18 protein-coding genes are annotated in these 22,336 nt (G+C 53.5%); 9 read left to right on the forward strand and 9 right to left on the reverse strand.

Annotated elements, in window-relative coordinates; genetic code table 11:
• Positions 1–477 precede the first annotated feature (477 nt).
• The 5 genes from DF196_RS01975 (at position 478) to DF196_RS01995 (ending at position 6,697) form a co-directional block, all read left to right on the forward strand.
• On the forward strand, positions 478–2,355 hold the full coding sequence (locus DF196_RS01975) for an alpha-galactosidase (RefSeq protein ID WP_158276246.1): 1,878 nt from the start codon (positions 478–480) through the stop codon (positions 2,353–2,355).
• Positions 2,356–2,409: 54 nt separating this feature from the next.
• On the forward strand, positions 2,410–3,651 hold the full coding sequence (locus DF196_RS01980; RefSeq protein WP_241519541.1) for an ABC transporter substrate-binding protein: 1,242 nt from the start codon (positions 2,410–2,412) through the stop codon (positions 3,649–3,651).
• Positions 3,652–3,855: 204 nt separating this feature from the next.
• Positions 3,856–4,761 (forward strand): carbohydrate ABC transporter permease, encoded by a 906-nt coding sequence (locus DF196_RS01985; RefSeq protein ID WP_109056265.1) that lies wholly within the window; start codon positions 3,856–3,858, stop codon positions 4,759–4,761.
• Entirely contained in the window at positions 4,758–5,636 is an 879-nt protein-coding gene (locus DF196_RS01990; protein WP_109056266.1) for a carbohydrate ABC transporter permease, read from the forward strand. The genes DF196_RS01985 and DF196_RS01990 overlap by 4 nt, the downstream gene beginning before the upstream one ends.
• 47 nt (positions 5,637–5,683) lie before the next feature.
• Positions 5,684–6,697, forward strand: a complete 1,014-nt coding sequence (locus DF196_RS01995; RefSeq protein ID WP_109056267.1) for a LacI family DNA-binding transcriptional regulator — start codon at positions 5,684–5,686, stop codon at positions 6,695–6,697.
• A 59-nt stretch (positions 6,698–6,756) separates the two neighbouring features.
• On the opposite strand, the gene DF196_RS13210 is transcribed toward DF196_RS01995, so the two are convergent.
• Positions 6,757–7,281, reverse strand: a complete 525-nt coding sequence (locus DF196_RS13210) for a hypothetical protein (protein WP_158276247.1) — start codon at positions 7,279–7,281, stop codon at positions 6,757–6,759.
• Positions 7,282–7,649: 368 nt separating this feature from the next.
• Between DF196_RS13210 and DF196_RS02000 the strand changes: the two genes are divergently transcribed.
• The gene (locus DF196_RS02000) at positions 7,650–8,021 is read left to right on the forward strand and encodes a hypothetical protein (RefSeq protein WP_109056268.1); all 372 of its coding nucleotides are present in this window, start codon (positions 7,650–7,652) and stop codon (positions 8,019–8,021) included.
• Between the two features lie 113 nt (positions 8,022–8,134).
• A complete protein-coding gene (locus DF196_RS02005; RefSeq protein ID WP_109056269.1) occupies positions 8,135–8,587 on the forward strand; it encodes a hypothetical protein in 453 nt (150 codons plus the stop codon).
• 160 nt (positions 8,588–8,747) lie between these two features.
• On the opposite strand, the gene DF196_RS02010 is transcribed toward DF196_RS02005, so the two are convergent.
• Complete coding sequence (locus DF196_RS02010) at positions 8,748–8,954, reverse strand: type II toxin-antitoxin system RelB/DinJ family antitoxin (protein ID WP_109056270.1); 207 nt, start codon at positions 8,952–8,954, stop codon at positions 8,748–8,750.
• A 321-nt stretch (positions 8,955–9,275) separates the two neighbouring features.
• Here DF196_RS02010 and DF196_RS02015 point away from each other — a divergent pair, with 321 nt between their 5' ends.
• Together DF196_RS02015 and DF196_RS02020 are read left to right on the forward strand one after the other, a co-directional pair.
• Entirely contained in the window at positions 9,276–12,455 is a 3,180-nt protein-coding gene (locus DF196_RS02015; protein ID WP_109056271.1) for a CAP domain-containing protein, read from the forward strand.
• Between the two features lie 198 nt (positions 12,456–12,653).
• On the forward strand, positions 12,654–13,187 hold the full coding sequence (locus DF196_RS02020; protein WP_109056272.1) for a hypothetical protein: 534 nt from the start codon (positions 12,654–12,656) through the stop codon (positions 13,185–13,187).
• 245 nt (positions 13,188–13,432) lie between these two features.
• Here DF196_RS02020 and DF196_RS02025 read toward each other — a convergent pair whose 3' ends face one another.
• The 7 genes from DF196_RS02025 to DF196_RS02055 all read right to left on the reverse strand — a co-directional run bounded on the left by DF196_RS02025 (position 13,433) and on the right by DF196_RS02055 (position 22,028).
• Positions 13,433–16,228 carry an InlB B-repeat-containing protein gene (locus DF196_RS02025; protein WP_109056273.1) on the reverse strand — a complete coding sequence of 932 codons (2,796 nt, stop codon included), beginning with the start codon at positions 16,226–16,228 and terminating at the stop codon, positions 13,433–13,435.
• Between the two features lie 143 nt (positions 16,229–16,371).
• Positions 16,372–17,343 carry a class C sortase gene (locus tag DF196_RS02030; protein WP_241519542.1) on the reverse strand — a complete coding sequence of 324 codons (972 nt, stop codon included), beginning with the start codon at positions 17,341–17,343 and terminating at the stop codon, positions 16,372–16,374.
• Positions 17,344–17,463: 120 nt separating this feature from the next.
• A complete protein-coding gene (locus DF196_RS02035; protein WP_109056275.1) occupies positions 17,464–19,272 on the reverse strand; it encodes an isopeptide-forming domain-containing fimbrial protein in 1,809 nt (602 codons plus the stop codon).
• A 69-nt stretch (positions 19,273–19,341) separates the two neighbouring features.
• Positions 19,342–19,734, reverse strand: a complete 393-nt coding sequence (locus DF196_RS02040) for a hypothetical protein (RefSeq protein ID WP_109056276.1) — start codon at positions 19,732–19,734, stop codon at positions 19,342–19,344.
• 258 nt (positions 19,735–19,992) lie between these two features.
• Entirely contained in the window at positions 19,993–20,739 is a 747-nt protein-coding gene (locus DF196_RS02045; protein WP_109056277.1) for a hypothetical protein, read from the reverse strand.
• A gap of 6 nt (positions 20,740–20,745) precedes the next feature.
• Entirely contained in the window at positions 20,746–21,375 is a 630-nt protein-coding gene (locus DF196_RS02050; RefSeq protein ID WP_109056278.1) for an AAA family ATPase, read from the reverse strand.
• Positions 21,376–21,677: 302 nt separating this feature from the next.
• Complete coding sequence (locus DF196_RS02055) at positions 21,678–22,028, reverse strand: hypothetical protein (RefSeq protein WP_109056279.1); 351 nt, start codon at positions 22,026–22,028, stop codon at positions 21,678–21,680.
• Between the last annotated feature and the right edge of the window lie 308 nt (positions 22,029–22,336).

Here is a 22,336-nt window from a genome sequence, read left to right on the forward strand (position 1 = left end):
CAAGGACATCATCAAAGTTCCATAAACCTTGATATTGCAACGAAACGCAGTCTTTCTGAACTTAAGACACGCCCGTGTCTTTGACATGAAAACGGTATCATCCTAACTTAGATGTCAACAACCACAGAGGTTGTTGGTGTGCAGAGAATTGTTGGTATCCAAGAGATTTCCCGGCTTGGGTACCGTAATCTTCCTGTGCATGAAACCGCTATTAGATATGTGAGGAAGCATATGGAGAGAGCAGACCATCAAACGTTCAAATGGGATACACCCGACTTGGAACTAGTTTTCCGATACAGTGATTCGACACCGGTCGAACTCACGACAGTACAGTCTGGAGAAACGAAAGCAGTTTTCTCTGACCCCCTACCTATTGTGGAGATACTTGCGGCAGGGCATGGACATCGACTATCAAGCGGCAGGCTTATAGCCACGCATATCGGAGCTGAACTCAGGTATAAGAATCATGAAGCCACCGTGTCTGATGGTAAATACCGTCTGACGGTATACCTTACCGATCCGGAATCCCACGTCAATGTGGAAGCCCACTATGAGACCTTCACCGGTTCTTCGACATTCCGCTCGTATATGACCGTAACCAACGCCGCAACTGCCGATGACACCATTGTTCTGGAATCCGTCACCAGTTGGACAGCTGGCTTTGGCGCCCCGAACGCAGAGACTGACATCAATGCCTGGGACGTGCTCGAATGCGACAACGAATGGCTCGGCGAAGGCCGCTGGAAGCGTACGCATGTAACGGATTACGTGCCCGAGATGCATGAAAATCTCATCGGACACAACCAGCGTTACTCTCATACGGTCGTCTCAACCGGCACATGGTCTACCGGAAGCGGCGCACCTATGGGTGTTCTGGAATCAAACCAGCTGAAACTCGTATGGCTGTTCCAGATCGAACACAACGGTGCATGGCGTTGGGAGATCGGCAAGAACGGCGACGACGGATACCTTGCGTTGTCGGGTCCGACGAATAACGATCATTCGTGGGAGAAGATCCTGAACTCCGGCGAATCGTTCACCACTGTTCCCGCAGACATCACGCTCGCGGCATCGTTCGACTCTGCCATGGAGCAACTGACTAAATACCGTCGAGCCACGCGAACCCCGCACGACGACAACCACAAGCCGCAGGTGATTTTCAACGATTACATGAACACCATCAACGGCGACCCGACCACCGAAAAACTGCTTCCTCTCATCCAGGGAGCATCGGCAGCCGGCGTCGAAGTGTTCGTAGTGGATTGCGGCTGGTACGACGACACCGGAAACTGGTGGCCGTCAGTCGGCGAGTGGAAACCCTCCAAGACCCGTTTCCCGAACGGTTTCAGCGAAGTCATGAGCGCCATTGCCAAGGCGGGGATGAAACCCGGCCTCTGGGTCGAGCCGGAAGTCATTGGAGTATTGAGCCCAATCGCAAGCAAACTTCCCGACAGCGCGTTCCTTAGCCGTCACGGTCACCGTATTGAGGAACAGCAACGCTACTTCCTTGATTTCCGTAGCCCGGAAGCATGCGAATACATCACCGGGGTCATTGACAGGCTCATTAACGACTTCGGTGTCGCATACTTCAAGTTCGACTACAACGTGTCCCCCGGAAGCGGCACCGACATCAACAGCGACAGTTGCGGTGACGGGCTCCTGGAACACAATCGTGCCTACAGCAAGTGGATTGACAGCCTCCATGAGAAATACCCTGACCTGATCTTGGAGAACTGCTCCTCCGGTGGTATGCGCATGGATTACGCACAACTCTCCCGGTTCCAAGTGCAATCCACTTCCGACCAGCAGGACTTCCGACTCTACCCGACCATCGCCGCCGCCGCCCCAATGCAGATGCTCCCTGAACAGGCTGCCAACTGGGCTTACCCGCAATCAACCATGAGCCAAGAGGAAATCGCTACCAACCTGAACACAACGTTCTTGGGACGATTCTTCCTCTCCGGTTATATCAACAGGATGGAGGACCAGCAGAAGAAACTCATAGCGCAGGCAGTTTCAGCATACAAGGAACAGGTCCAACCTGTTCTCCCGAATGCGATACCTTTCTGGCCTACAGGATTGCCTCATTGGGATGATCCTGTCGTCTCACTGGGATTGAGGACTGACGAGTATTCGCTTGTGACCGTATGGGCACGCAATCTTGCTCAACCCCAAATCTCACTGCTGAATATCCCCTTCTACCAGGGTGAAGAAACCGAAGTCTCAACCGTGTTCCCCATCGGTGACGGGTTCCCCGCATGGCCTGTCCATTGGAGCGATGAAAAGGGCATACTGTCGGTCTTCACCCCAGCAGACGGATACGTGTCCCGTACGTTCCGCATCAAGAACAAGTAACAGTAAACCTAAAAGAACGATTGAAAAGGTTGAAAAATGAAGAACAATAGCGCAATGAAGCACATTGTTTCCGCTGCCGCATTCATAGCTGCCATGTCTATGCTGCTCGCCGGATGTAGCAATCCGACCGCGTCTAGCACTGACGTGGATACTTCGGCCGCCGATTATTGGCCGAAAGCCACCCAATCACTTGAAGGAACGACCCTGAAGATGTGGGTGCCCCAGGCTGCAAGCAAGATTCCAGTCAACATGGTCAAGGAATTCGAGAAGGCCACCGGAGCCAAGGTTGATGTCGAAGTGATTCCCGACCCTTATGAGCAGAACGTCCAAACCAAGGTCACTACCGGAGACACTCCGAACCTTGCCCTCTGGCAGCCCACACGATCCATGCTCGCAGGTTTCATCGCCCAGGATAAACTACAGAAACTCGACAACGCCCCATTCGTGGACAACTACACCGAAGGCATGGCCGAAGCCGGAGGCATGGTCGACAACACCCGTTACGCGGCATTGTTCGGAGCCCCATCCGTAATGGGTGTCTTCTACAACAAGCAGGTCTTCGAAAAGGCCGGTATCACCGATACTCCGAAGAACTGGGATGAGCTGGTCGAAACCGCCAAGAAGATCAAGGCGGCGAACATCGACGGCGTCGAATCACCGTTCTTCGAAATGGGCGGATCCCAGTGGGGTACACAGTATTCGGTTCAAGTCCAGTTGGCTGAAGCCGCCAAGGATGGATTGTGGGATCGAGTGAACACCGGTAAGGAAAAGTTCACCGATAAGACCATCATGACCGCGATCAACAACTACAAGGCGCTGTTCGATGAAGGTTTGGAAAACAAGGATGCAGGCTCCGCCAAAAACGACGAACAGGCTGCAGCATTGTGGAACGGTAAGACGGGCATGATGATTGGCATCGGTGTCATGTTCAACATGGTTGCCGCACTGGCCAACAATGACAAAACGGCGCTCGATGAGAAGATTGGCTTCTTCCCGATCTCGGCTGAAGGCAACATCGGCACCATCATTCCTGATGCGAACAATGGTGTTGTAGCTTTCAAGTCCGGGGACGACAAGAAGGATGCCGCCGCACGCCAGCTTATCAACTACTGGCTGAGCGACGGGTACGAGGGCTTCGTTAAGGACCAGAGCGCTGTTTCCGTCCTCAAGACCGTGGACTCCTCCCCTGATGTTCCTGAAGCTCTCACGGATTCCGCGGCCGCCATCAAGGATGGCGTGGGATCCATGCAATCCCTCGCCATCGGCAACCCCCGACTTGTACATCAACCTGGCTGACATGATCAATGGCACCAAGACGCCGGAACAGGTCGGACAGGCGACGCAGGACCAGTTCGCTCAGCTCGCCAAGGCTCAAGGCGCGACTGGATTCTAAAACTTCCCCGAATAAAAAGGGTGGTGGCAGGCAGGTTCTATCTCCTCTTCCACCAAGTCTGACACCACCCTCACTCCTTTTGCTTCTCCTGGTTCAAAGGAACGATTATGGCAAAACCAACATCGACAAGCCGTCACACCATCCTCATCAAACAGAACTATCCGCTCAGATTCCTAATCCCCGCGATAGCGTTCCTGCTTGTATTCTTCTTCATCCCGACAGTACTGAACTTCATCTATGCGTTCACTAACTGGTCCGCATTCAGTAAAACCATCAGCTTCAACGGATTTGACAACTTCATCACCCTGTTCACCAGCGGCACACTGCTCAGGGATCTGCGAATCACGCTCCTGTACGCAATCTTCGTCGGCATATTCCAGAACGTGTTCGGACTTGCCCTTGCGGTATTCCTTGAAAAGGACACGTTCATCAACAGGCTTTCACGAGTACTGTTCTTCGTCCCCGTCATCATGTCCGCTTTGGCAGTCGGATATATCTGGCAGGCCATTCTGAAAAGCGATGGTGCTCTGAACCAAATCCTGAGCGCATTCTCCGGGCATACTGTGGAAATCGCCTGGCTGGGCAACATCAACTGGACGTTGCTCATCGTCGCCAGTATTCACGGATGGAAATGGATGGGTCTTGCGATGCTCATCTACTTGGCTGGCTTGAAGACAATCGACCCTGATGTCATCGAAGCGGCCACCATAGATGGGGCATCCGGTTCGCAGCTGTTCTGGAAAATCAAGTTCCCATTGTTGGCACCGGCATTTACCTTCAACGTTGCCACATCGCTATTGGGCTCCATGAATGGATTCGATATCGTGCAGGCAACCACGCAAGGAGGTCCCGGTGGTTCGACGGAAATCCTGAACATCTTCATTTGGCGTACCTTCGGCCAAGGCCTTTACTCGCAGTCCACCACCATGAGCCTCGTCCTGTTCGTCATGGTCATGATTATCGCAGTACCTGTCATTTATCTGCTTCGTAGAAGAGAGGCGAAGATCCTATGAGTTCCGCAACTTTCGGTCAGGTAAAAACCAATGAGCGAGTGACAGTAAACAAGAAATCACCTCTGGGTGAGATTATCCACACCATTCTTGCCGTCATTATCCTCATCATCTTCTTGGGTGTGCCTTTCTGGCTGTTGATTGTCACGGCCGGAAAATCCCAAGCCGAAGCCATCTCCCCTAACATGAGCCTGCCATCCCACTGGCAACTATTGGAGAACTTCAAAACCGTGCTCATCGACGGCAAAATGATTCAGGCGTTCTTCGGATCGGTAATCGTGACCGTGCCTTCGGTCCTGCTTACACTGATCTGTGGTTCCATGGCCGCATGGATCCTCGCACGCCGCACCACCAAGCCAATGGCCATCGTATACGCGCTGAGTATTTCCGGCCTGATTCTTCCCCCTGCAGTCGTCACAGTCATGATGCTGCTGAAAATCATCGGATTATCCGGAACCGCACCCGGCATGGTCGGAGTATATGTCGGAATCTACCTTTCCACGGTCATCTTCTTCGTGACCGGCTTCATACGCACAATCCCAGTATCACTGGAGGAAGCAGCCAGGATCGACGGTGCCGGACCGGCGAGAATTTTCTTCACCATCATCCTTCCTCTGCTTGGACCGACGTTGGCGACTGCAACCATTCTGGTCACCTTGTACATTTGGAACGACGTGTTCTACTCGCTGTTCATCCTGTCCGGCAAGATGAACCTTCTCCCGCTCAACCTGTACAACGTGGCTTCCGCAGGCCTCTACCTCAACAACTGGCATCTAATCTTCGCCTACATTATCCTGATGAGCTTGCCGCTACTGGCGATATTCGCCTTCACACAGAGCAAGATCATCTCCGGTATTACAGGCGGAGCCGTGAAGTAAATAACATACACTAGAACCAATAAACCGAGAATCAATGGAGACGCGATATGGTGAGAACAACAGTCAAAACAGCATCCATCAGGGATGTGGCAGCCTTGGCGGAGGTATCAGTTCCCACCGTATCGCGTTTTCTCAACAACCCGTCAAGGGTAAGCGAGGAAAAACAGGAGCGGATCAGCCAAGCGATCGCAATGCTCGGCTATCGACCGAACCCGGTAGCCCGAGCATTGGTCCACAGGCAAATGCCATCGGTGGCAGTGTTCACGACCAATACCACGCTCTACGGTCCTTCCCTAGTATTCGAAGGAATCGAGGACGCAGCGAGAGAAGAGGGACTCCCTCTTTCCATCTGTGTCCTCAACGGGCAAGACCGCTCAGACCTGCGCAAAAGCGCCCAACTTTACCTGGACCAGCATCCCTCCGGCGTAATCATGCTCGACTTCGACAACCTCGACATCGACATGACCTCACTTCTACCGGAAAACCTTCCAGTCGTAACCGTTGCCGGCGACGCAAAAAAAGCCAACAATCAAGTCACGCTGGGTGCCGAGCGAGGCGGATACGAAGTCACTAAATACCTATTGGAGTTAGGTCATAAGACCGTCATCCATGTCGCACTCCCCCATGAAGGCGTCAAATACAGTCGCATGGCCGGATGGCATAAAGCATGCGAAGAATCTAATGCGCCGATCTATGCACCAATATCCTCCGACTGGGATCCCGAAAGCGGGGTGAAAATCGGACATCGACTAGCCGAAGATGATAACGTGACTGCCATCTTCGCTGGCAATGACATCATCGCTTTAGGAATCATAAGAGGCTTGAACGAAGCAGGTAAAAAGGTCCCCGAAGATGTCAGCGTCATTGGCTTTGACGATCAACCATTATCTAAAATCTGGACACCAAAACTAACCACTTACCGAATGAACTTCATAGAAGGCGGTAAACAAGCTTTCAAACTACTCAGAACTCAAATCGGAGATAAACAAATCTCGACGGAAAACGGCCATGTTGTTGTGCCTGGTGAATTAATCGTAAGAGATTCGGCTAAGAATATCTAATAGAATCAAAAACTATGGGCCCCTCCAAACTATTTGGGAGGCCCATAAGTCGACCTATATTAGATGGATAGATTTCTCCTAAACAAGAATCCAATACCGAGCAGACAGATGACAGCTGAAGCTAAGCCAACCTGAGTTAAACCGGTCGGAGCTCCCGTAGTAGGCATTTGGGCTTGATAAGCTGCCTGAGTGTTCTTCGGTTTCCCTAACAGAAGAACACCATATTCCCGGTTATTTGGTCCTGACGATGCGGTTGTAAAAGTTACATCGGACATAATTGGCTCTGCAACCAAATTATGGGTTGTAGAGCCATCTCGTATGGGCATCACCCATAGTTGGCCTGTCTCATCAATCGAAAGCGCTTCTTTTTCGTAAATCAATCCACTCCATCTAGCTGAATGAAAAGTGATTTCACGAGAATTTAATATGTTGGGATCCGTATAACAAGCATCGGCATTTTCTGACGATTTCTTTATTTCACCAGTTGCACCATTGTCAAATTGAAAAACGTTGCCTATGCTAGATACGGCGCACGGTTTATAATACAGTCCTGAGTTTGCGGCTGCTCGCGTGAAATACCCCACTCTTTTAAATGTGCCTGCAGGATATTGTTTAATCTCGGATTCTGAATATGCGTAGTACAGGTTATACGAATCATCCGCAGCCTCCGCTTGTCGTGCCGCCAGTATTGTATATAAGCATCCCAAACACATGGTGACCGCAAAAATTATAGAGAGGAACTTAAGCCCCCCCCCCGCAACATTTCTCTTAAACGACTCATATAGGATTCTCCTTACAAGAGAGCATATTTACAGCCATATCAGCCGGCATTATTTTGATGGTTTTCCAAGACCTGATTTGCATGCGACCGTCCTTGCCTTGCATGCGTTAACAATCATCGACGTTCCCGCAATCCCCATTAGATATGCTCGATCCAACGATTGGGGGAAACATGGATGAGGATGAAACACTGCAGTTGGCTCGGTTCACGATTGATGGTGTCCCCGAGATAGGCGAAGTCCGCTTGAACGAGGATGGCTCCCTGACTGGTCTACTCGCAGAATTGGATGGTTCTGCGACTGAGGTTCTCTTACAGGATGCAGATGGTTTAATGACCGAGAATGTCAGTGATTTGGAGATTATCCGCGGCCATACGGATACTGAAATCGACCGGCTGCGTGAAATTGATTGGGATGCGCGTGCCAGTCGGTCGAATCTGATTGTTGATGGTTTCCGTGATGGCTTGTTGTCGGCTGAGTCGGCTGGCGGCTTGTTGTGGGAGCATTTGTTCGGTGATGGGTCGGTGTCGACGCCTAATCAATAATGGTTTCCATTATCTATAAAATGGCGACACGCCACAGATTTTGCATCGACCAAAAACCCTCGTGCCTATCGTTTAAACCAACAACGCCAACATCGGGACGAAGGAGACAAACGATGAAGGAAACTCGCGAGGTTACATACAAATGTGGGCATATCAGGCCGAGGAAGGTTGATCTCGACAATCTCGAAGAAGGCCTCGCCTACTACCTGAACAAGAACTGCCCGTCCTGTGCTTTTAAGGAAAGGCACGCCGCAGAGTACTCTGCGACTCCCGAGGAGCGTGCCGCGGAAGCCACGAAGGCTGCCGCATGGTGTGCGGCGAACGGTTGCTGCAAGCTGGTTGGGTCGGAGAAGCAGGTTGCTTGGGCTGAGTCGATTCGGTACAAGTTTATTTCGGCGAATGTCGCCGACCTGCAGAAGCTTGTTGACGATGGTGCAAGCCAGGAGATTCTGGATAAGGCGAATGCTCTGATCAACGAGCGGAAGAACAATTCCGACGTGAAATGGTGGATCAATAGGCGTTGGAGCAAGGCGATGTTGCACGATGTCGCCGCGTTGACTGAGTGATTGCGTGCTGTGGCGTCAACGGTGACGTCCGTTTCTAATTTCTACACTTATTGATAACGATTCTTGTTATCTTATATTCGGCCTCTGATCAACAACGCTGTTGAAATCCAGTGGCATATGTGTCGGAAAAATTCAATAGGGAACCCCAATCCCCTACCCCTTATTCGTCGTCGTCCTCGTATTCGTCGCGATGCCGTTTGGGTCTGCGTATGGTCATGTCGAATGGTAGGCCGTTTTCGCGTACGGTTGCGCGGCAGAATATGGTGACGGCTTGGCTGAAGCTGATGCCGAGTTCGTTGAAGATTTCGGTGGCTTGGTCGCGTAGGTCGCGGTCGATGTTGATGCTGGTGGGGATTTTGGCTGCCATGGTTGGGGTTCCTTTGCTTGTGGTTCTTGTTTAGTTTAACGCTTGTTTTAGTGGTTTTCTTCCGGTTTTTGGGTTTGTGGTTGTGTTTTTAGTGGTTTCTGCATTGGGTGCGGACGTCTGATGTTGGCATTTCAAACCGGTTTGATTGGCGTGAAAACCTTTGTTTTATAAGGGGTTTCGCGGTTTTAAGGCTTTGCTGTATTGTCAAGCGCGACACGCCGAAGACTTGAGAAAGATTTGCTTTTTAGTGGAATCCCACTAGCTTTATAGGTAACAGGAGCCCACCAAGGGCGACACCACCACACAGCGAAAGGATCTCCAATGGAGAACAACAACAAGCGCAAGGCCATCATCACCGGCCTCGCAACCACCCTCGCAGTCGGCATGCTCGCGCCGACCGCCATGGCCGACGAAGCCACCACCACCCCGGCGACCACTACACCGGTCGACCCGACCCCGGTCAACACGACCCGTGACGCCGTGTCCGACGCACAGCAGGCCGTCGACGAGGCGAAGAAGAACGTCCAGGAGAAGCAGGATCAGCTCAACAAGGCTCAGGCCGCCGCCCCGTCCCAGTCTGAGATCGATCAGGCTCAGCAGAACGTACAGGATGCTCAGCAGGCCGTCACGGACCAGCAGCAGGTCGTAGATAATGCGCAGGCCGAGAAGGATCAGGCTCAGACGGATTACAATCAGGCGTTGAAGGATGCCGGCATCGACCAGGGTTCCCTGGACAAGGCCCAGCAGGATGTGACCACGGCTGAGAACGATAAGACGAAGGCTGACGCGGACAAGGCGAAGGCTGAGGCTGATAAGCAGGCCGCCGATCAGAAGGTCACCGAAGCTGAGAAGGATAAGGCCAACAAGCAGCAGGTTCTCGACGAGAAGACCGCAGACACTGCTGCGAAGAAGACCGAAGCCGAGGCCGCGACTGATGCGGCCGACAAGGCCGGTGCCACGAAGGAGAACATCGACAAGGCTCAGACCAAGGTCGACTCCCTCAACCAGGATATCACCGAGGCTCAGAAGGTCGCCGACACCGCCAACAAGCAGCTGACGGACGCGAAGAACACCGCCGCCGATCTGAAGGATAAGGCTGATCAGGCCAAGCAGGACGCCAAGGACGCCAAGACCGCGGCCGACGATGCGAAGGCCAAGGCCGATGAGGCGAAGAAGAAGCTCGACGAAGCCAAGGGCAACCAGTCCCTCGCCGATCTGAAGGCCGCCTATGAGAAGGCTCAGGCCGACTACGAGGCCAAGCAGAAGGAAGCCGCCGACGCCAAGACCAAGGCAACTGAGGCTAAGGACGCCGCTACCAAGGCGAAGGCCGAAGCCGACCAAGCCAAGGCCGACGCAGACACGCTGAAGGCCGACGCCGAAGGCAAGAAGCAGGCCGCAGACACCGCACAGAAGCAGCTCGACAAGGGTGCTATCGGATTCCTGGAACAGGAAGGTTCTGACGCTGCGAAGTATCTTGTGAATCAGGATGCCACTTTCAAGGAGTGGGTTGATAAGGGTTGGATCAACCCCAAGGAGAGTGGAACCAGCTTTTCACTGGACAATATGAAGAAGTCTTTGTCTTACATCGACTATTTCAATCAGATTCGCAAGGACAACGGGCTTCCCGAGCTGAAGGTCTCTGACTATCTCATGGGAACCTCCATGTCTGACAATGAGGCTATTCAAGAGAATGGTTTCAACCATCCAAAGGAATTTATCGTCGGCGAAAACATCGCCTACGGATACAATACCCAGGAGAGTGTGTTCAAGGCTTGGTATTCAGATGAAAAGGGGTACCTCGACGAATATGCGAAGACCGATTCTGAGTTGGCGGCTCACAAGACTGATTCCAACTGGATTCTAAAGAACCGTCCGTGGATTTACCACGGCGAAGAGCATGATGGTGTTCAGTATGAGTCCGTCGGACATTATCTGAATATCATCGACAAGGATTTGAAGACAACCGGTTTCGGACTTGGCGTCGGCAAGGATGGGTACACGTACTCTACCCAGAACTTCAATGCCAATCTTATGACCGGTGAAACGATCTATACCACAACGGAATACCTGGATCGAATCACCAAGTATGAGAACGGTCTAAACTCCGATATCAATGCTTGGAAGGATGCTGACAAGAAGGCTGCTGACAAGCAGACCGAGGCTGACACTCTTGCCGGTGTCGCTACTGACAAGCAGAAGGAAGCCGACACCGCTGCCGCTCAGCAGAAGGCCGCCGAGGAGGCTGAGGCTCAGCTGAAGGCTGCTCTCGACGCGGCCAAGAAGGCTTACGATGATGCGGTCAAGAATGGTGGCACCACTACCCCGCCAATGGAAGGCGGCCAGGAGCTGATTGATCGGCTCCAGAAGGAGTACAACGAGGCTCAGAAGAAGGCTGACGAACTGCAGGCCGACTATAAGGTCAAGCAGGAAGCTGCCGACAACCTCGATCAGCAGCTGAAGGACGCGAACACGGCTGTCACTGAGAAGAACAATGCTCTCGATGAGGCCAACAAGACCCTATCCGACAAGCAGGCTGAGCTCAAGACCGAGACCGAGAACCTCAACAATCTGAAGGATCTCCGCAAGAAGGCCGACGACGCGACCGCAGCCTACCAGACCGCGGTCAACGCCCAGGCCGACGCCAAGACCGATCTCGACAAGGCCGAGCAGGCTCTGCTGAATGCGGAAACCGATGCCGAAACCGCCAAGACGACTCTGGAGACCGCAACCAAGGCCGCCGAACAGGCTTCCACCAACCTGCAGGACGCGCAGCAGAAGCTGACCGACCTGGAGAACACCGCGAAGGATCCGTCCAAGGTTCCGGCCATCAAGGCCGCTCGCGAAGTGCTTGAAGGCAAGGCCAAGGCTCTTGCTGACGCCAACGCCAAGCTGGCCGAACTGCAGGCTAAGCTCACTGATGCTCAGGGCGTGGTTGACAGCCAGAATGTGCTGCTGAAGGCGGTTCAGGATGCTCAGAAGGCTCTGACCGAGGCTAATGCCGCACTGAAGCAGGCTCAGGATACCCTTGATCACCTGCTGCACCCGGATCCGTCCCCGAACCCGGGCACTCCGGATAAGCCTGATCATGGTGGCTCTGACAACAACAACCCTGGTTCCGGCGATAACGGCGGTTCCGACAACGGCGGCGAGGACAACAACAAGCCGGGCGACAACGATAACAAGCCCGGTGATAATGGCGACGGCTCTGACACGAATAAGCCTGGCGACAACAACAATGGATCCAACGGCGATAACAACACCAACAACAACGGTGGAATTGTCACTCCGGGCCAGAACAACCAGGCTAACGGTCAGAACCAGTCCAAGCCGAACACCACGGACACCGTCACCCGCTACCAGGTGAACGCCGACGACAAGAGCATCACCAAGCTCGCCAACACCGGCGTTGACCCGATGGCCGCAATCATCGCATCCGCAGCGGTCCTCACTGTCGGCCTCGGCATCGAAGTTGCCCGTCGCACCACTAGTCGTAACGACTGACCATAATTAAACACTTGGGTTCGTGACCCGGTCGTAAGGCCGGCGAACACTCTTCTCCAGCTCGCACAGGCCTTAGCTGTGTGGAAACTGTTTGACCGCGTCATGAACCCAATCCCCTAGAAACGGGCTAATCGAATCGACGTACAATCGAAAAAGGTTAGCCCGTTTCCTCATATCTGTATGGAAGAGAGAAGAATCATGCTTACTGCAATGTGCGTAATCGGCATCATCCTCCTGGTGCTAATGGCTCCGTTCATTGGATTGGGAATGTTCTTTGAAACGAGCACCGGACAGTCCGTATATGACGGCATCAACTGGGTGCTTGGCGGAGGTTGGTTTGTCATAATCTTCGGCGGAATTGTATGGCTCGGCTGTCTCTGCGGCATGCTGTTTCAACCATTCAGCCTGCTGGAAGGACAAAGCACAGAGAGAAAATACAATCATTCCAACTTCGAACTGTTCTTCAGTTTCATCATCACCACGGTTCTGACGATTCTTGCCGCACTGTTGGGTCGCTGGGTATGGCCGTTTGGTTGGTCAAGGAAAGTAGTCATGTGGGTTATGATCATTTCCATTGTCCTTCAGGGAATCGTCACCTTGCTTGGAATGAACGCCAACAAGAAACCCGCTAATCCCGTGTCGGCTACGATTCCACCTTCCGTCGCCATTATTGACACAACGATGGCATCTACAACCGAAAAGAAGGAAACACCTAAACTTCGCGTCGATTAGAGAAAGGCCCGATTCCAATTGGAAGACTGGCTTTCTCTAATTCGTTAGATCAATCAGGCCTTACGGCGACGAACGAACGCTACCGTAAAGGAGCATACCGGCATTGGCCAAAGCTTGGCTTAGTTATGTGTGTTTCTTTTTTCTTTTATCTTCTACCGGGTGGGGGAGAGAATTCGAAGTTTTGTCCTGACATATGAATGTTGGGCAGGGAATCCTCTGAGGTTCCCCTGCCCAACATTCATATGTCAGCCGCGACGGCGTTTGCTTTCAACGAGGAGCATGCTGATGCCAACGAATCCGAAGATTGCCATGGCGACGGCAAGCAGTCCGATGGCCACGCCTGTGAGTGGGAGAGGCTGGGCTTCCCATTGGGCGTAGAGGGTGATTTCGCCCTTGTCCTTGTCGACAAGGTTGGTGACTTCGGCCTCATCCTTATAGGTGGTTCCGGATCCGTCCGCCTTGGTGTTCCATCCCTTGAAATTGTGGAGAGCGTACTCGTACTTGTTCGCGGTGAGCTTCGCTGTCTGGTCATATTCTATGGACTGGTCGTCCATGTCACCGGTCGCGGCGTCATCGTTCTTGTCGAACTTGATGGTGTACTTGTTGGCACGCCAGACGGCTTCGAGGGTTTCACCTTCGACGGTCAACTTACGGGTGTCCTCGGGAAGGATGAGTTTGAGTTCCTTGGCGAGTTCCTTGTCGGACTTGTCGGTAGTGTCATCGACGACATCATCCGTTGTTGTTTTGTCGGTAGTGTCGTCTTTCTTGTCCGTGGTGTCCTTGTCTGTCTTATCGTCAGAGGTGGAGTCGTCCTTCTTACTGGAGTCGTCGGTGGCAGTGTCATCCTTCGATGCACCGGTGGATTCGTCTGTGGAATCCGTGGACTCGGAGTCTTTTCCTGTGTCATCGGTGGATTTGCTGTCAATCAGTTGAATCGTGCCCTTGGTATGGGATGCTGATTCGTCTGCGGAAGGCTTATCCGTGGAATCGGCTGAATCCGAGGAAGTATCTCCTGAATCGCTGCTCTCACTGGAATCAGTATCGCTACCTTCTGATGAAGTGTCATCGGAAGTTGATTCATCCTTCGTGGAGTCCGTCTTATCCGAGGAAGAATCCTTTTTATCGGACTTGGTACTAGCGTCAGCGAGTTTCCATCCTAGGAAGGTATGGCCGCTCCAGGTGAAGCCGTTCTCAGCAACCTTCACCTCCTCGTCAACCGTTCCCTCCTGGGATGGGGTTTCCCCGGCGGCCTTATCGGTTCCTGGAAGATAGGACAGGGTAGAACCGTTGGCCTTCCACTGCGCGTAGAGGACCAGATCGCCTTCCTTCATGGTCAGCTTGTCGCCCGGCTTATAGGAGTCACCCTTGCCGTCAGCTTGAGTATTCCAACCCATGAATGTGCGGCCAGCCCATGTGAAGCCGTTCTCGGCGATGTCGATTTCGTCACCGTCAAGTCCTTCCGAGCCATCGGTCGTTCCTTCGGCCGCCCCACTGTTCTTGTCGTAGCTGACAGTTGCCGGCATTGTGGTCCACTGGGCGTACAGGGTTTGGGTTTTCTGATTCAGTTGGACGTCATCACCTGGCTTGACCATGCTTCCGGAACCATCCGCCTGGGTATTCCAGCTGACGAACCGGTGGCCCTTCCACTTGAATTCGTTTTCCTGTGCCTTCACGCTGGAAGCATGCTCACCGGTCTGATCGTCCATGGTGCCTTCGCCACCATTGGCATCATAGGAAAGCGAAGACTCCAGTGTTCCGACTTGGACGACAGGGGTGGCGTATTCCGTAGTCTTCTTGTCATCGATGCTTTCGCCGTTACGGAAGAACTCGTAATTGAGGATTGCCTTGTCCTTGCTAACCTTGTAACCTTCTTTGCCAGCAGAGATAGCACCGGTGTCCTCGTCGCCCTTGTCTCCGTCATACTTGTACCCGGAATCCTCGTAATGCTTGATTCCATCGGCATTGACTTTGACGTTGACCGTCACCTTGTAGATGGCCTTGGCTCCGATTTCTCCCTTGGATGGCCAGGCAATCTTCAGAGTACGGCTGCTGTCATCCCAAGTCGTCTTAACTTCTTCGGCTTTCGGGGCTTTTGAACATCCTGTGGCATCTTCACCGGGGTCGACATTGTCCCTATCGGTACAGGTGACCTTCGCTTCAGATACATCGGTTGGATCGACATAGGGGCCGAATTCGTCCACGATGCTTGTATTGGCGACGCGCCAACTTGTGGCCTGTTCCTTGCCGATTTCGTCGAACAGTTTGGACATACCGTCTTCGTCGGTCAGGTCTGCTTGGATTCCTGCCTTCTTCAGCATCTCCAATGTGGCTGGCAGTTTTGTTCCGCTACCTGAGCCGACTTGAACTAGATGGAAGCGCCATGGAGTGGAACCATCTGTAGGCGCGCCCATGGCTTTCGCAGCATCGAGACCTGTTGAAGGCTCATCCGTACTGCCACCATCGGTAATGATCATCACATCACGTGTAGCGGTTTTCGTTCTGGCCGTGTCTGCGATTTGCTTGATGTATTTGAAGGTTGAGCCGAGAGCATCGCAGTCCACGCAGGAATAAGAGTATGAACCGACATTGGCTTTGAAGGTACTGGCTTTGTTGTTCCAATACGAGCCGGTATTCTTCAACGCATGATCGCCTCCTACAGATGAATAGGAGTCATACATTGAGGTGAACGCAACCTTGTTCTGCTGCTCTTCCGGAAGAGTGCTGTTCGGATCAGCAAGACTCTTGCTCGCCAGATCGGAACTGGCCTTCTTTACCGTATCGGCCAAAGCGCCCATGGAGCCACTGGAATCGTATGCGACAATGACATCGCCTCCCAGATGCACCACTGAAGGCAGGCTCTTACCTTGCAGTTCGTAGGTCATGGCATACACGCCTTCAGTGGATGTAGCTTTGACCTGACGAGAATGTATAGGCACACCCAATGTTGGGGTGTCATCGGCCATCGCTGCGGGGACACCCGCCGCAAACAGCGTCGCCGTGCCTGCGATGATGGCCGTAAGGGTTTTGAAACCGTGTTTCATTGTCCCGTTTTTCCTCTCCTAGATAGGACTGCTGTGCAATCCTCCTGGGGAGGGCCGGGCGTTAGACGAGTCTGGGGTTCCGGCCTGATAAACCGTTTCTACGGCAGGCTTATTCCCGGAAGACTATTTTAATGCGAATCGTTCTACTTCGCTGCACGCTTGTGGAGACGACGGCCCGGGAGGAGACGGAATTCACGACGGCATTGGTGCATCATCCAAGCGAAATAGTCAAGGAATACCGGGGTTCCGGCGGCGGCGGCCGCGATACTCCAGTCCTTTTCCCAGTCGAATGTGCTTCGTGCCTGGACGTCCTTTTCATATGGTGCAACGTCTGGCATTTGGGCTCTGATGCCTGATACGAGGAGTCTGTGCGTGTTTCGACCATATGGGGTGCAGGTCATCAAAGTGACTCTGTCCTCCCCCTTACGGATTGTCAGCTTGCTGAAATCATCTGGGAGGATCACGTCAATCTGGTCGACCTTGTAGGCGAGGGTTTGTCCTGCAACGTGAATATAGAAGGTGTCGCCTTTTCTCATTTCATCCAAATGGGTGAAGAACAAGGCTTTAGGACTTCCGGTATGGGCACTGATTACCGACAGCGTATCTTTTCCTCCGACTGGGAGACTGGTTCCGTACATGTGTCCTGCACCTTTATCCAAGGTCGCGAGGCTGGTTCCGTGGTAGATAGGCAGTTTGACGCTGATGCTTGGAATACTGATGCTGGCCATAACACCGTTGCCGTCGGTATCAAGAATGCTGTTATAGGTCCTGTCTTTCTGACTGATCGGAATCTGATCCTTGTCCTGGGTGAATGGATCGACCGCATCTCCCAGGACCCTCTGCCCATCCTCAACCAGTTTCCGGTTATAGGCATGAGCCTTCTTCATTTCCGCCTTCTCGTCATCAGTGGCGAGTGCGGCTGTGGCGCTTTGTTTTGCGAGTTTGTCGGCGTTGTAGAGTTGCGCGAGTGGGCTTGCCAGCGCGAGACTGACAGCTACAAAGAATAGGAATACTGTGAGCCAGCTCCATGCCCATCTTTTTTTGAGGAGGCTGCGTTGGCTGTATGTTTTTTGGCCTGGTAGTGGCTTGTGTCGAGCTATGACTCGTCCGTCCATGATTCCCATCCTTATTTGGATACCACAGTTTAGAAGGGAGCGCCCCTACCGGGGTTTTAGCCCAGATAGGGGCGCTCAGAAATCAGTTAAGGATTAGTTTCTTAACTGATTGGTTGGAGCTCAGATGCGCTGGGACTGCTTGGCCTTGACGGCGGAGACAGCCACACCGGCGGCCACAATGGCAGCCATGGCGCCGAGAATCACCTGCATGGTGGAACCGGTGGCAGGCAGCTGGCTGAGGTTCTTAACCTGCATGATGCCGATGCCGGTAGGACCGTTCTGGTAGGCGAGACCGTTCTTGTTGGTGGTGTCGTTGACCAGGGTGGAGTTCTTGGTCCAGGTCTTGTCAGCGTTCTGGGTAGCGGTAGCGTTGAAGTAGAAGTCAGCGCCGAGGCTAGCGGAGAAGCCGGTCGGGAACGGGGCCACCTGGCTCACATGGTAGTTGCCGGCGATACCGTTGATGGTAACGTTCTTGCCGGCGGGAACCACGATGGTATCAGTGCCAGTGCCGTCCTTTGACAGCGTGTAGTGCTGGTCGTCAACCTTCACGAACTTCTGTGGGGTCTTGTCTGCACCCTGGAAGATCTGGAAGCTGGCGTCAGAGGTCAGAGGATTCTTGTCCTTATCCACGGCGGTCAGGGTCACCTCACCGACGTGAGCCTCGGACGGGTTGTCCTTGTCTCCGTCCTTACCGCCTTCGATGGTGCCCAGCTGGTCACCCCAAGCGTTCGGGTTGTTGGAGTAGTCGGTGGCGATGATGTTCTTCAGGCCATCCTTGACGGTGACTTGTTCGTTAATCTGACCGTAATAGGTCACCGTAATAGTAGCGCCAGGAGTGAAGATGGCCTTGGTGGCGTCATCCTTGAGAATGTTGCGCACGTCCATGGCAGTGCCACCCTCTGGAGTGTAGGTGTCAGCGGCACCGAATTCCCAAGTCAGGACACGACCATCCTTGGAGGTGGTGGAGGTGTCGGACTGGGTGAACTTGTACAGGGAGGCATCCAGAGCCTTACCGTTCACGGTGATCGTGGTGGCGTGAGTAGCGTCGTTGACATAGTCAAGAGAGGCGCCGAGCGTATCGCGCAGGTTCAGACGGTAGCCTGGGTAGCCAGTGGTGTTCGGCACCTTCTGGGTGACGGTGTACTTCAGGTAGTCGCCGACCTTGTGAGCCGTGTCGGAGTTCTCGAAGTCCTTGGCTGGCGGAGTGATGTTGCCACCCTTGTCCGGGTTGGTTGGATCCGGCTTCTCGGTCTTACCGGTGTTGTCGTCGTCGATGGACTTGTAGACGACGGTGCCGAGCTCGCTGCCAGCGAAGGACTGGCCGCCGAGCGTGGTGCCGACGATCATCGGGATAGCGCCGGTGTGACCCTTCGGGGTGGTATCACGGATCAGGTAGTAGCCTGGGGTGAGGCCGGTGAAGTCGAATTCCTTCTTGTTGGTCGCGTTCACGGTACCCGGAGTGCCCGTGGCGTCCTTGATGGCCTTCTGAGTATTCAGAGAGGTGGCGAACTTACGCAGCGCGGAAGAGTAGGACGGGATGGTGTCGGCGGTATCGCCGGTGATCTGCATCACGTCGTAAACCGGGTTGTCAGCGTAAGTGATCTTCACGCCGGCGTCGCCGAGGGCAGCGGTGATGGCGTCCTTGTAATCCGCGTTCGTGGTCACGGAAATGCCGGTCAGGTTCGTACCGTTCGTGGTGCCGCCATCATAAGTGGCCAGTGGAATAGCCTGCAGGGTAGCGGTCTTGCCGTCGAACGCCTTATCGTTCGTAGCAAGCAGCTTGATAGTGCCATCCTTAGCCTTATCCGGGGCAATGGCGGTATCGGCAGCCATCGCAGTGCCGGCGATCACACCACCGGCCGCCAGTGAAGCGGCAGCGGTCAGACCGGCAAGCACACGCTTGGCAATGCGCTTATCAATCATTGGCATGATTGTTTTCCTTCCTATAGTGAATATTCATTTGTAGGAAAAATTGGTGAGACCAATCATCGTGGTCTTCTAACAGCCTCGCCTCGTCATCATGGTGACCAGGTCGGGGTTCAGACTGGTGGCGTGGATGACCTGACTGGTTTCCAACGTGCCGTCGTATTCGCGAACATGGGGACGATCGTCCACGCGCCCGCAAACCATGACAGGAGTACCGACTTTCAGCATGTCCAGTTCAATGCTTCGTTGGATTGCGTCGGCGGTTTTCCCGTCGAGTTGGATGATGATGCGGACTGGTTCCGCGCCTGGGATTGGAGTCCATTTTTGGAGGTTGGTGTCGAATCGGCGGGGAGTGTTGATGATGACTGCGGTGAGTCTGGCTCCTCTTCCGTTTCGTGCGGGTCTGTACACGGGTGTATCGAGTAGATCCCCGATGACCGTGCATTGGCTTTTGATTGCGGCCATCCCGCTCCTTCCTTCATGAGATGGGCTTTTCCCAACAGCGCCTCAATATAGTGGTGTGTGTTTTGGGGTCAAGTGTGGGTTCTTGTTTGGGTTCTTGGAAGGTTTTGGTCAGCGGTTTGCTTGGGTTTTGTCAGGATGCCGCGGTTTTATTGGGTTTTTATGGCTTTGAGGTGGCGGGTTTTGGAGGGGAAATTGAAAAACCCGCCCACCCCCTACAAGGGTGAACGGGTTTATTCGCTTGCGCGGATCAGCTGATTTTCAGTAGCGTGGGCCGGTGAAACGGTTCTTCCGATACTTCGGAACATGCGAATTCTCGAACACTCGGTTCTCGACCAGTGCGTCGCGCATGATGGCGGCCATGATCAGCCAGGTCGGCTTGTCCAAGTCAATCGAAAGGTTCTTCAACGCGCGGAACGTCTCCTCATCGACACGGCCGGTGATACGACGCGGCAACTGGTCTTCACGCACGTACGCGCCATCCTCATCATGAATGACGGGCAGACCACTACCGGGCTGGCCTTCCACCGGCGCGGGCACGGTCACCTGCTGCTGAACCGCAGCGACGGCCTGGACCGGAGCCTGCTGGACGGAAGCCTGCAACGGCTGTTCCACCGGTTGCGCCGGCTGGACGGGCTGCGACGGTTGACCCGTGGTCGGGGTGAACAGCATGTCAGACGGAGACTGGACTGGAGCCGACTGGACGACCGGAGCAGCCTGCACAGGAGCAACAGACTGAGCGGCCTCCGTCAGAACCGGGGCTACAGTCTCTGCCTGCACAGTATTAATAGGAGTGGCTGGAGTCTCCTCCACCACAGGCGCCACTACGGGAGCCTGCTGGACCGGCTGCTCCACTACAGGCTGCTCGACCTCCACCGGCGCGGAATCAACAGTCGCCTGCCGTTCCTTGACCCGCTCCTCCTGGAGTTTCGTCTCATCCTGCTCATACGTGGCCTCATTGACCGGACGAATTCGTTTATTCGAGTGAGTGAACGCGCTCTTGACCATGATCTTTTACTGCTCCTCTCCGTTTTCGCGCATTTGATCAAGCTGTTTGACGTATTCGATGAGCTCTTCGGCGACGGACGCATACTCCTCGTTGTCGGTGCTGGTCGTACCGTACATGCGTCGGATCGCTTCACGCTCATGGACGACGGTTTCGAACCTTGTGATTTCGGAACCATCCAATTCGTGGATCGCATCCTCGGACAGTTTCGTTCCACGCCTCATACGGGTCAACAAAACGACCGCATTCTCGGTCGCGTTGTATGTCATGCCCGCCTGACGTCGATCGGCGACACCGGGCTGCGTGGGTACGATGGTCACGTCACTGATATCCATGGCCCGTTGGATCACATCCATACTGGATGCGGGAGTGTCGATCATGATCCACGTGTCCGGATATTTCTGCATCAACCGTTCCCGGTTCAACCCATGCAGGTTCATGGGTTCCACGGTATAGGGGAGTTTCTTCCCGTCCTCGTACACGTAATCATCCCAAATGGTCGCGCCTTCGGTGTTGTCGGTGTCGAACACGATGACCTTGTATCCGCGTTTGGCGAGCTCCCCTGACAGCATCATGGTTGTCGTGGTTTTGCCGGTACCGCCTTTTTTGCAGGCTATGGCGATGATGTGTGTTCTCATAAGCTCTGACTGTATGCGGTTTGTGTTTTAGACGCGCCGATGCTTGGAGTTTTTGTGGGGTAAATGGTTGGGGTTGTACAACCCTATAGGATTGTGTGATTCGAGGGGTGGGGGAGTAGAGGGTGTGTGGATTCTGTTCGGAGAATGCAGTACACTATACAACTGTCGAACGCACAACCAGACGGTAACCTGCGTGAAGACAATAGAGGCGGCTGCCAGGGAACGGACCTAAAGAGTAAAAAAGGTCCAAACCCAAACAGCCGCCTCACCTTATATATAAGGAGTCGGAAGCCACTCCCCTATCAGCTATTCGCAACCGTAAACAACCGGGCAACAAAATCAAGGAACTTCCCCACCAACATCGGCAAATACCCGCCAATCGTCGCCAACGTCTCCCTCACCGGAATACCAAACGCCTCCAACACGCCACCAATCACCCAGACAAAGAACAACACGCAAACGATCTTCCCGGCAATCGACAAGACGCGCACCGAACGACCCAAAATCTTCATCACCACACTGCCGCCACCAATAAAAATCAGCAACAGCATCAACACCGCGCCAGTCGGCGTCAGAATCCAACTCATAAACACCGACAACGTATCATTCGCAGTACTCGTGGTCGTAGTGGTCAACTGATCAGTCCCATTCATACCAGTTCGGTCGGCTCCTTATATATAAGGAGCCGACCTCCTCCTTCCAAAGCATTCCCAGGATTGGCCGGAGGAACAGAAAAGCCGCCGACCGTAGACGGCAATGATTCTATTGGATTGGGAAACGAGGAATGAGAGACAAGAAAGAATTCCCCTGCTTTTTATATGGGTAAAAATCTCAGCTTGTTCAGGGGATCCACGTACAAGGTTTTATCTAAAGGCGTCGTAAGACCCCCGGCTTTAGCCGTGGGGATATAAGGTGTCCCGTTATCTTACAATTCCGCTTCAATTCTGTAAACATGTGATAT

The sequence above is a fragment of the Bifidobacterium callitrichidarum genome, assembly GCF_003129905.1.
Classification (GTDB): domain Bacteria; phylum Actinomycetota; class Actinomycetes; order Actinomycetales; family Bifidobacteriaceae; genus Bifidobacterium; species Bifidobacterium callitrichidarum.

Coding starts and splice junctions, on each gene's coding strand:
- DF196_RS02005 (WP_109056269.1), top strand. CDS start 8,135: ATGAAGGAAACTCGCGAGGTTACATACAAATGTGGGCATATCAGGCCG.
- DF196_RS02035 (WP_109056275.1), bottom strand. CDS start 19,272: ATGCCAATGATTGATAAGCGCATTGCCAAGCGTGTGCTTGCCGGTCTG.
- DF196_RS02025 (WP_109056273.1), bottom strand. CDS start 16,228: ATGAAACACGGTTTCAAAACCCTTACGGCCATCATCGCAGGCACGGCG.
- DF196_RS02030 (WP_241519542.1), bottom strand. CDS start 17,343: ATGGACGGACGAGTCATAGCTCGACACAAGCCACTACCAGGCCAAAAA.
- DF196_RS02010 (WP_109056270.1), bottom strand. CDS start 8,954: ATGGCAGCCAAAATCCCCACCAGCATCAACATCGACCGCGACCTACGC.
- DF196_RS01980 (WP_241519541.1), top strand. CDS start 2,410: ATGAAGCACATTGTTTCCGCTGCCGCATTCATAGCTGCCATGTCTATG.
- DF196_RS01995 (WP_109056267.1), top strand. CDS start 5,684: ATGGTGAGAACAACAGTCAAAACAGCATCCATCAGGGATGTGGCAGCC.
- DF196_RS02015 (WP_109056271.1), top strand. CDS start 9,276: ATGGAGAACAACAACAAGCGCAAGGCCATCATCACCGGCCTCGCAACC.
- DF196_RS02020 (WP_109056272.1), top strand. CDS start 12,654: ATGCTTACTGCAATGTGCGTAATCGGCATCATCCTCCTGGTGCTAATG.
- DF196_RS02000 (WP_109056268.1), top strand. CDS start 7,650: ATGGATGAGGATGAAACACTGCAGTTGGCTCGGTTCACGATTGATGGT.
- DF196_RS02050 (WP_109056278.1), bottom strand. CDS start 21,375: ATGAGAACACACATCATCGCCATAGCCTGCAAAAAAGGCGGTACCGGC.
- DF196_RS02040 (WP_109056276.1), bottom strand. CDS start 19,734: ATGGCCGCAATCAAAAGCCAATGCACGGTCATCGGGGATCTACTCGAT.
- DF196_RS01985 (WP_109056265.1), top strand. CDS start 3,856: ATGGCAAAACCAACATCGACAAGCCGTCACACCATCCTCATCAAACAG.
- DF196_RS01990 (WP_109056266.1), top strand. CDS start 4,758: ATGAGTTCCGCAACTTTCGGTCAGGTAAAAACCAATGAGCGAGTGACA.
- DF196_RS02055 (WP_109056279.1), bottom strand. CDS start 22,028: ATGAATGGGACTGATCAGTTGACCACTACGACCACGAGTACTGCGAAT.
- DF196_RS02045 (WP_109056277.1), bottom strand. CDS start 20,739: ATGGTCAAGAGCGCGTTCACTCACTCGAATAAACGAATTCGTCCGGTC.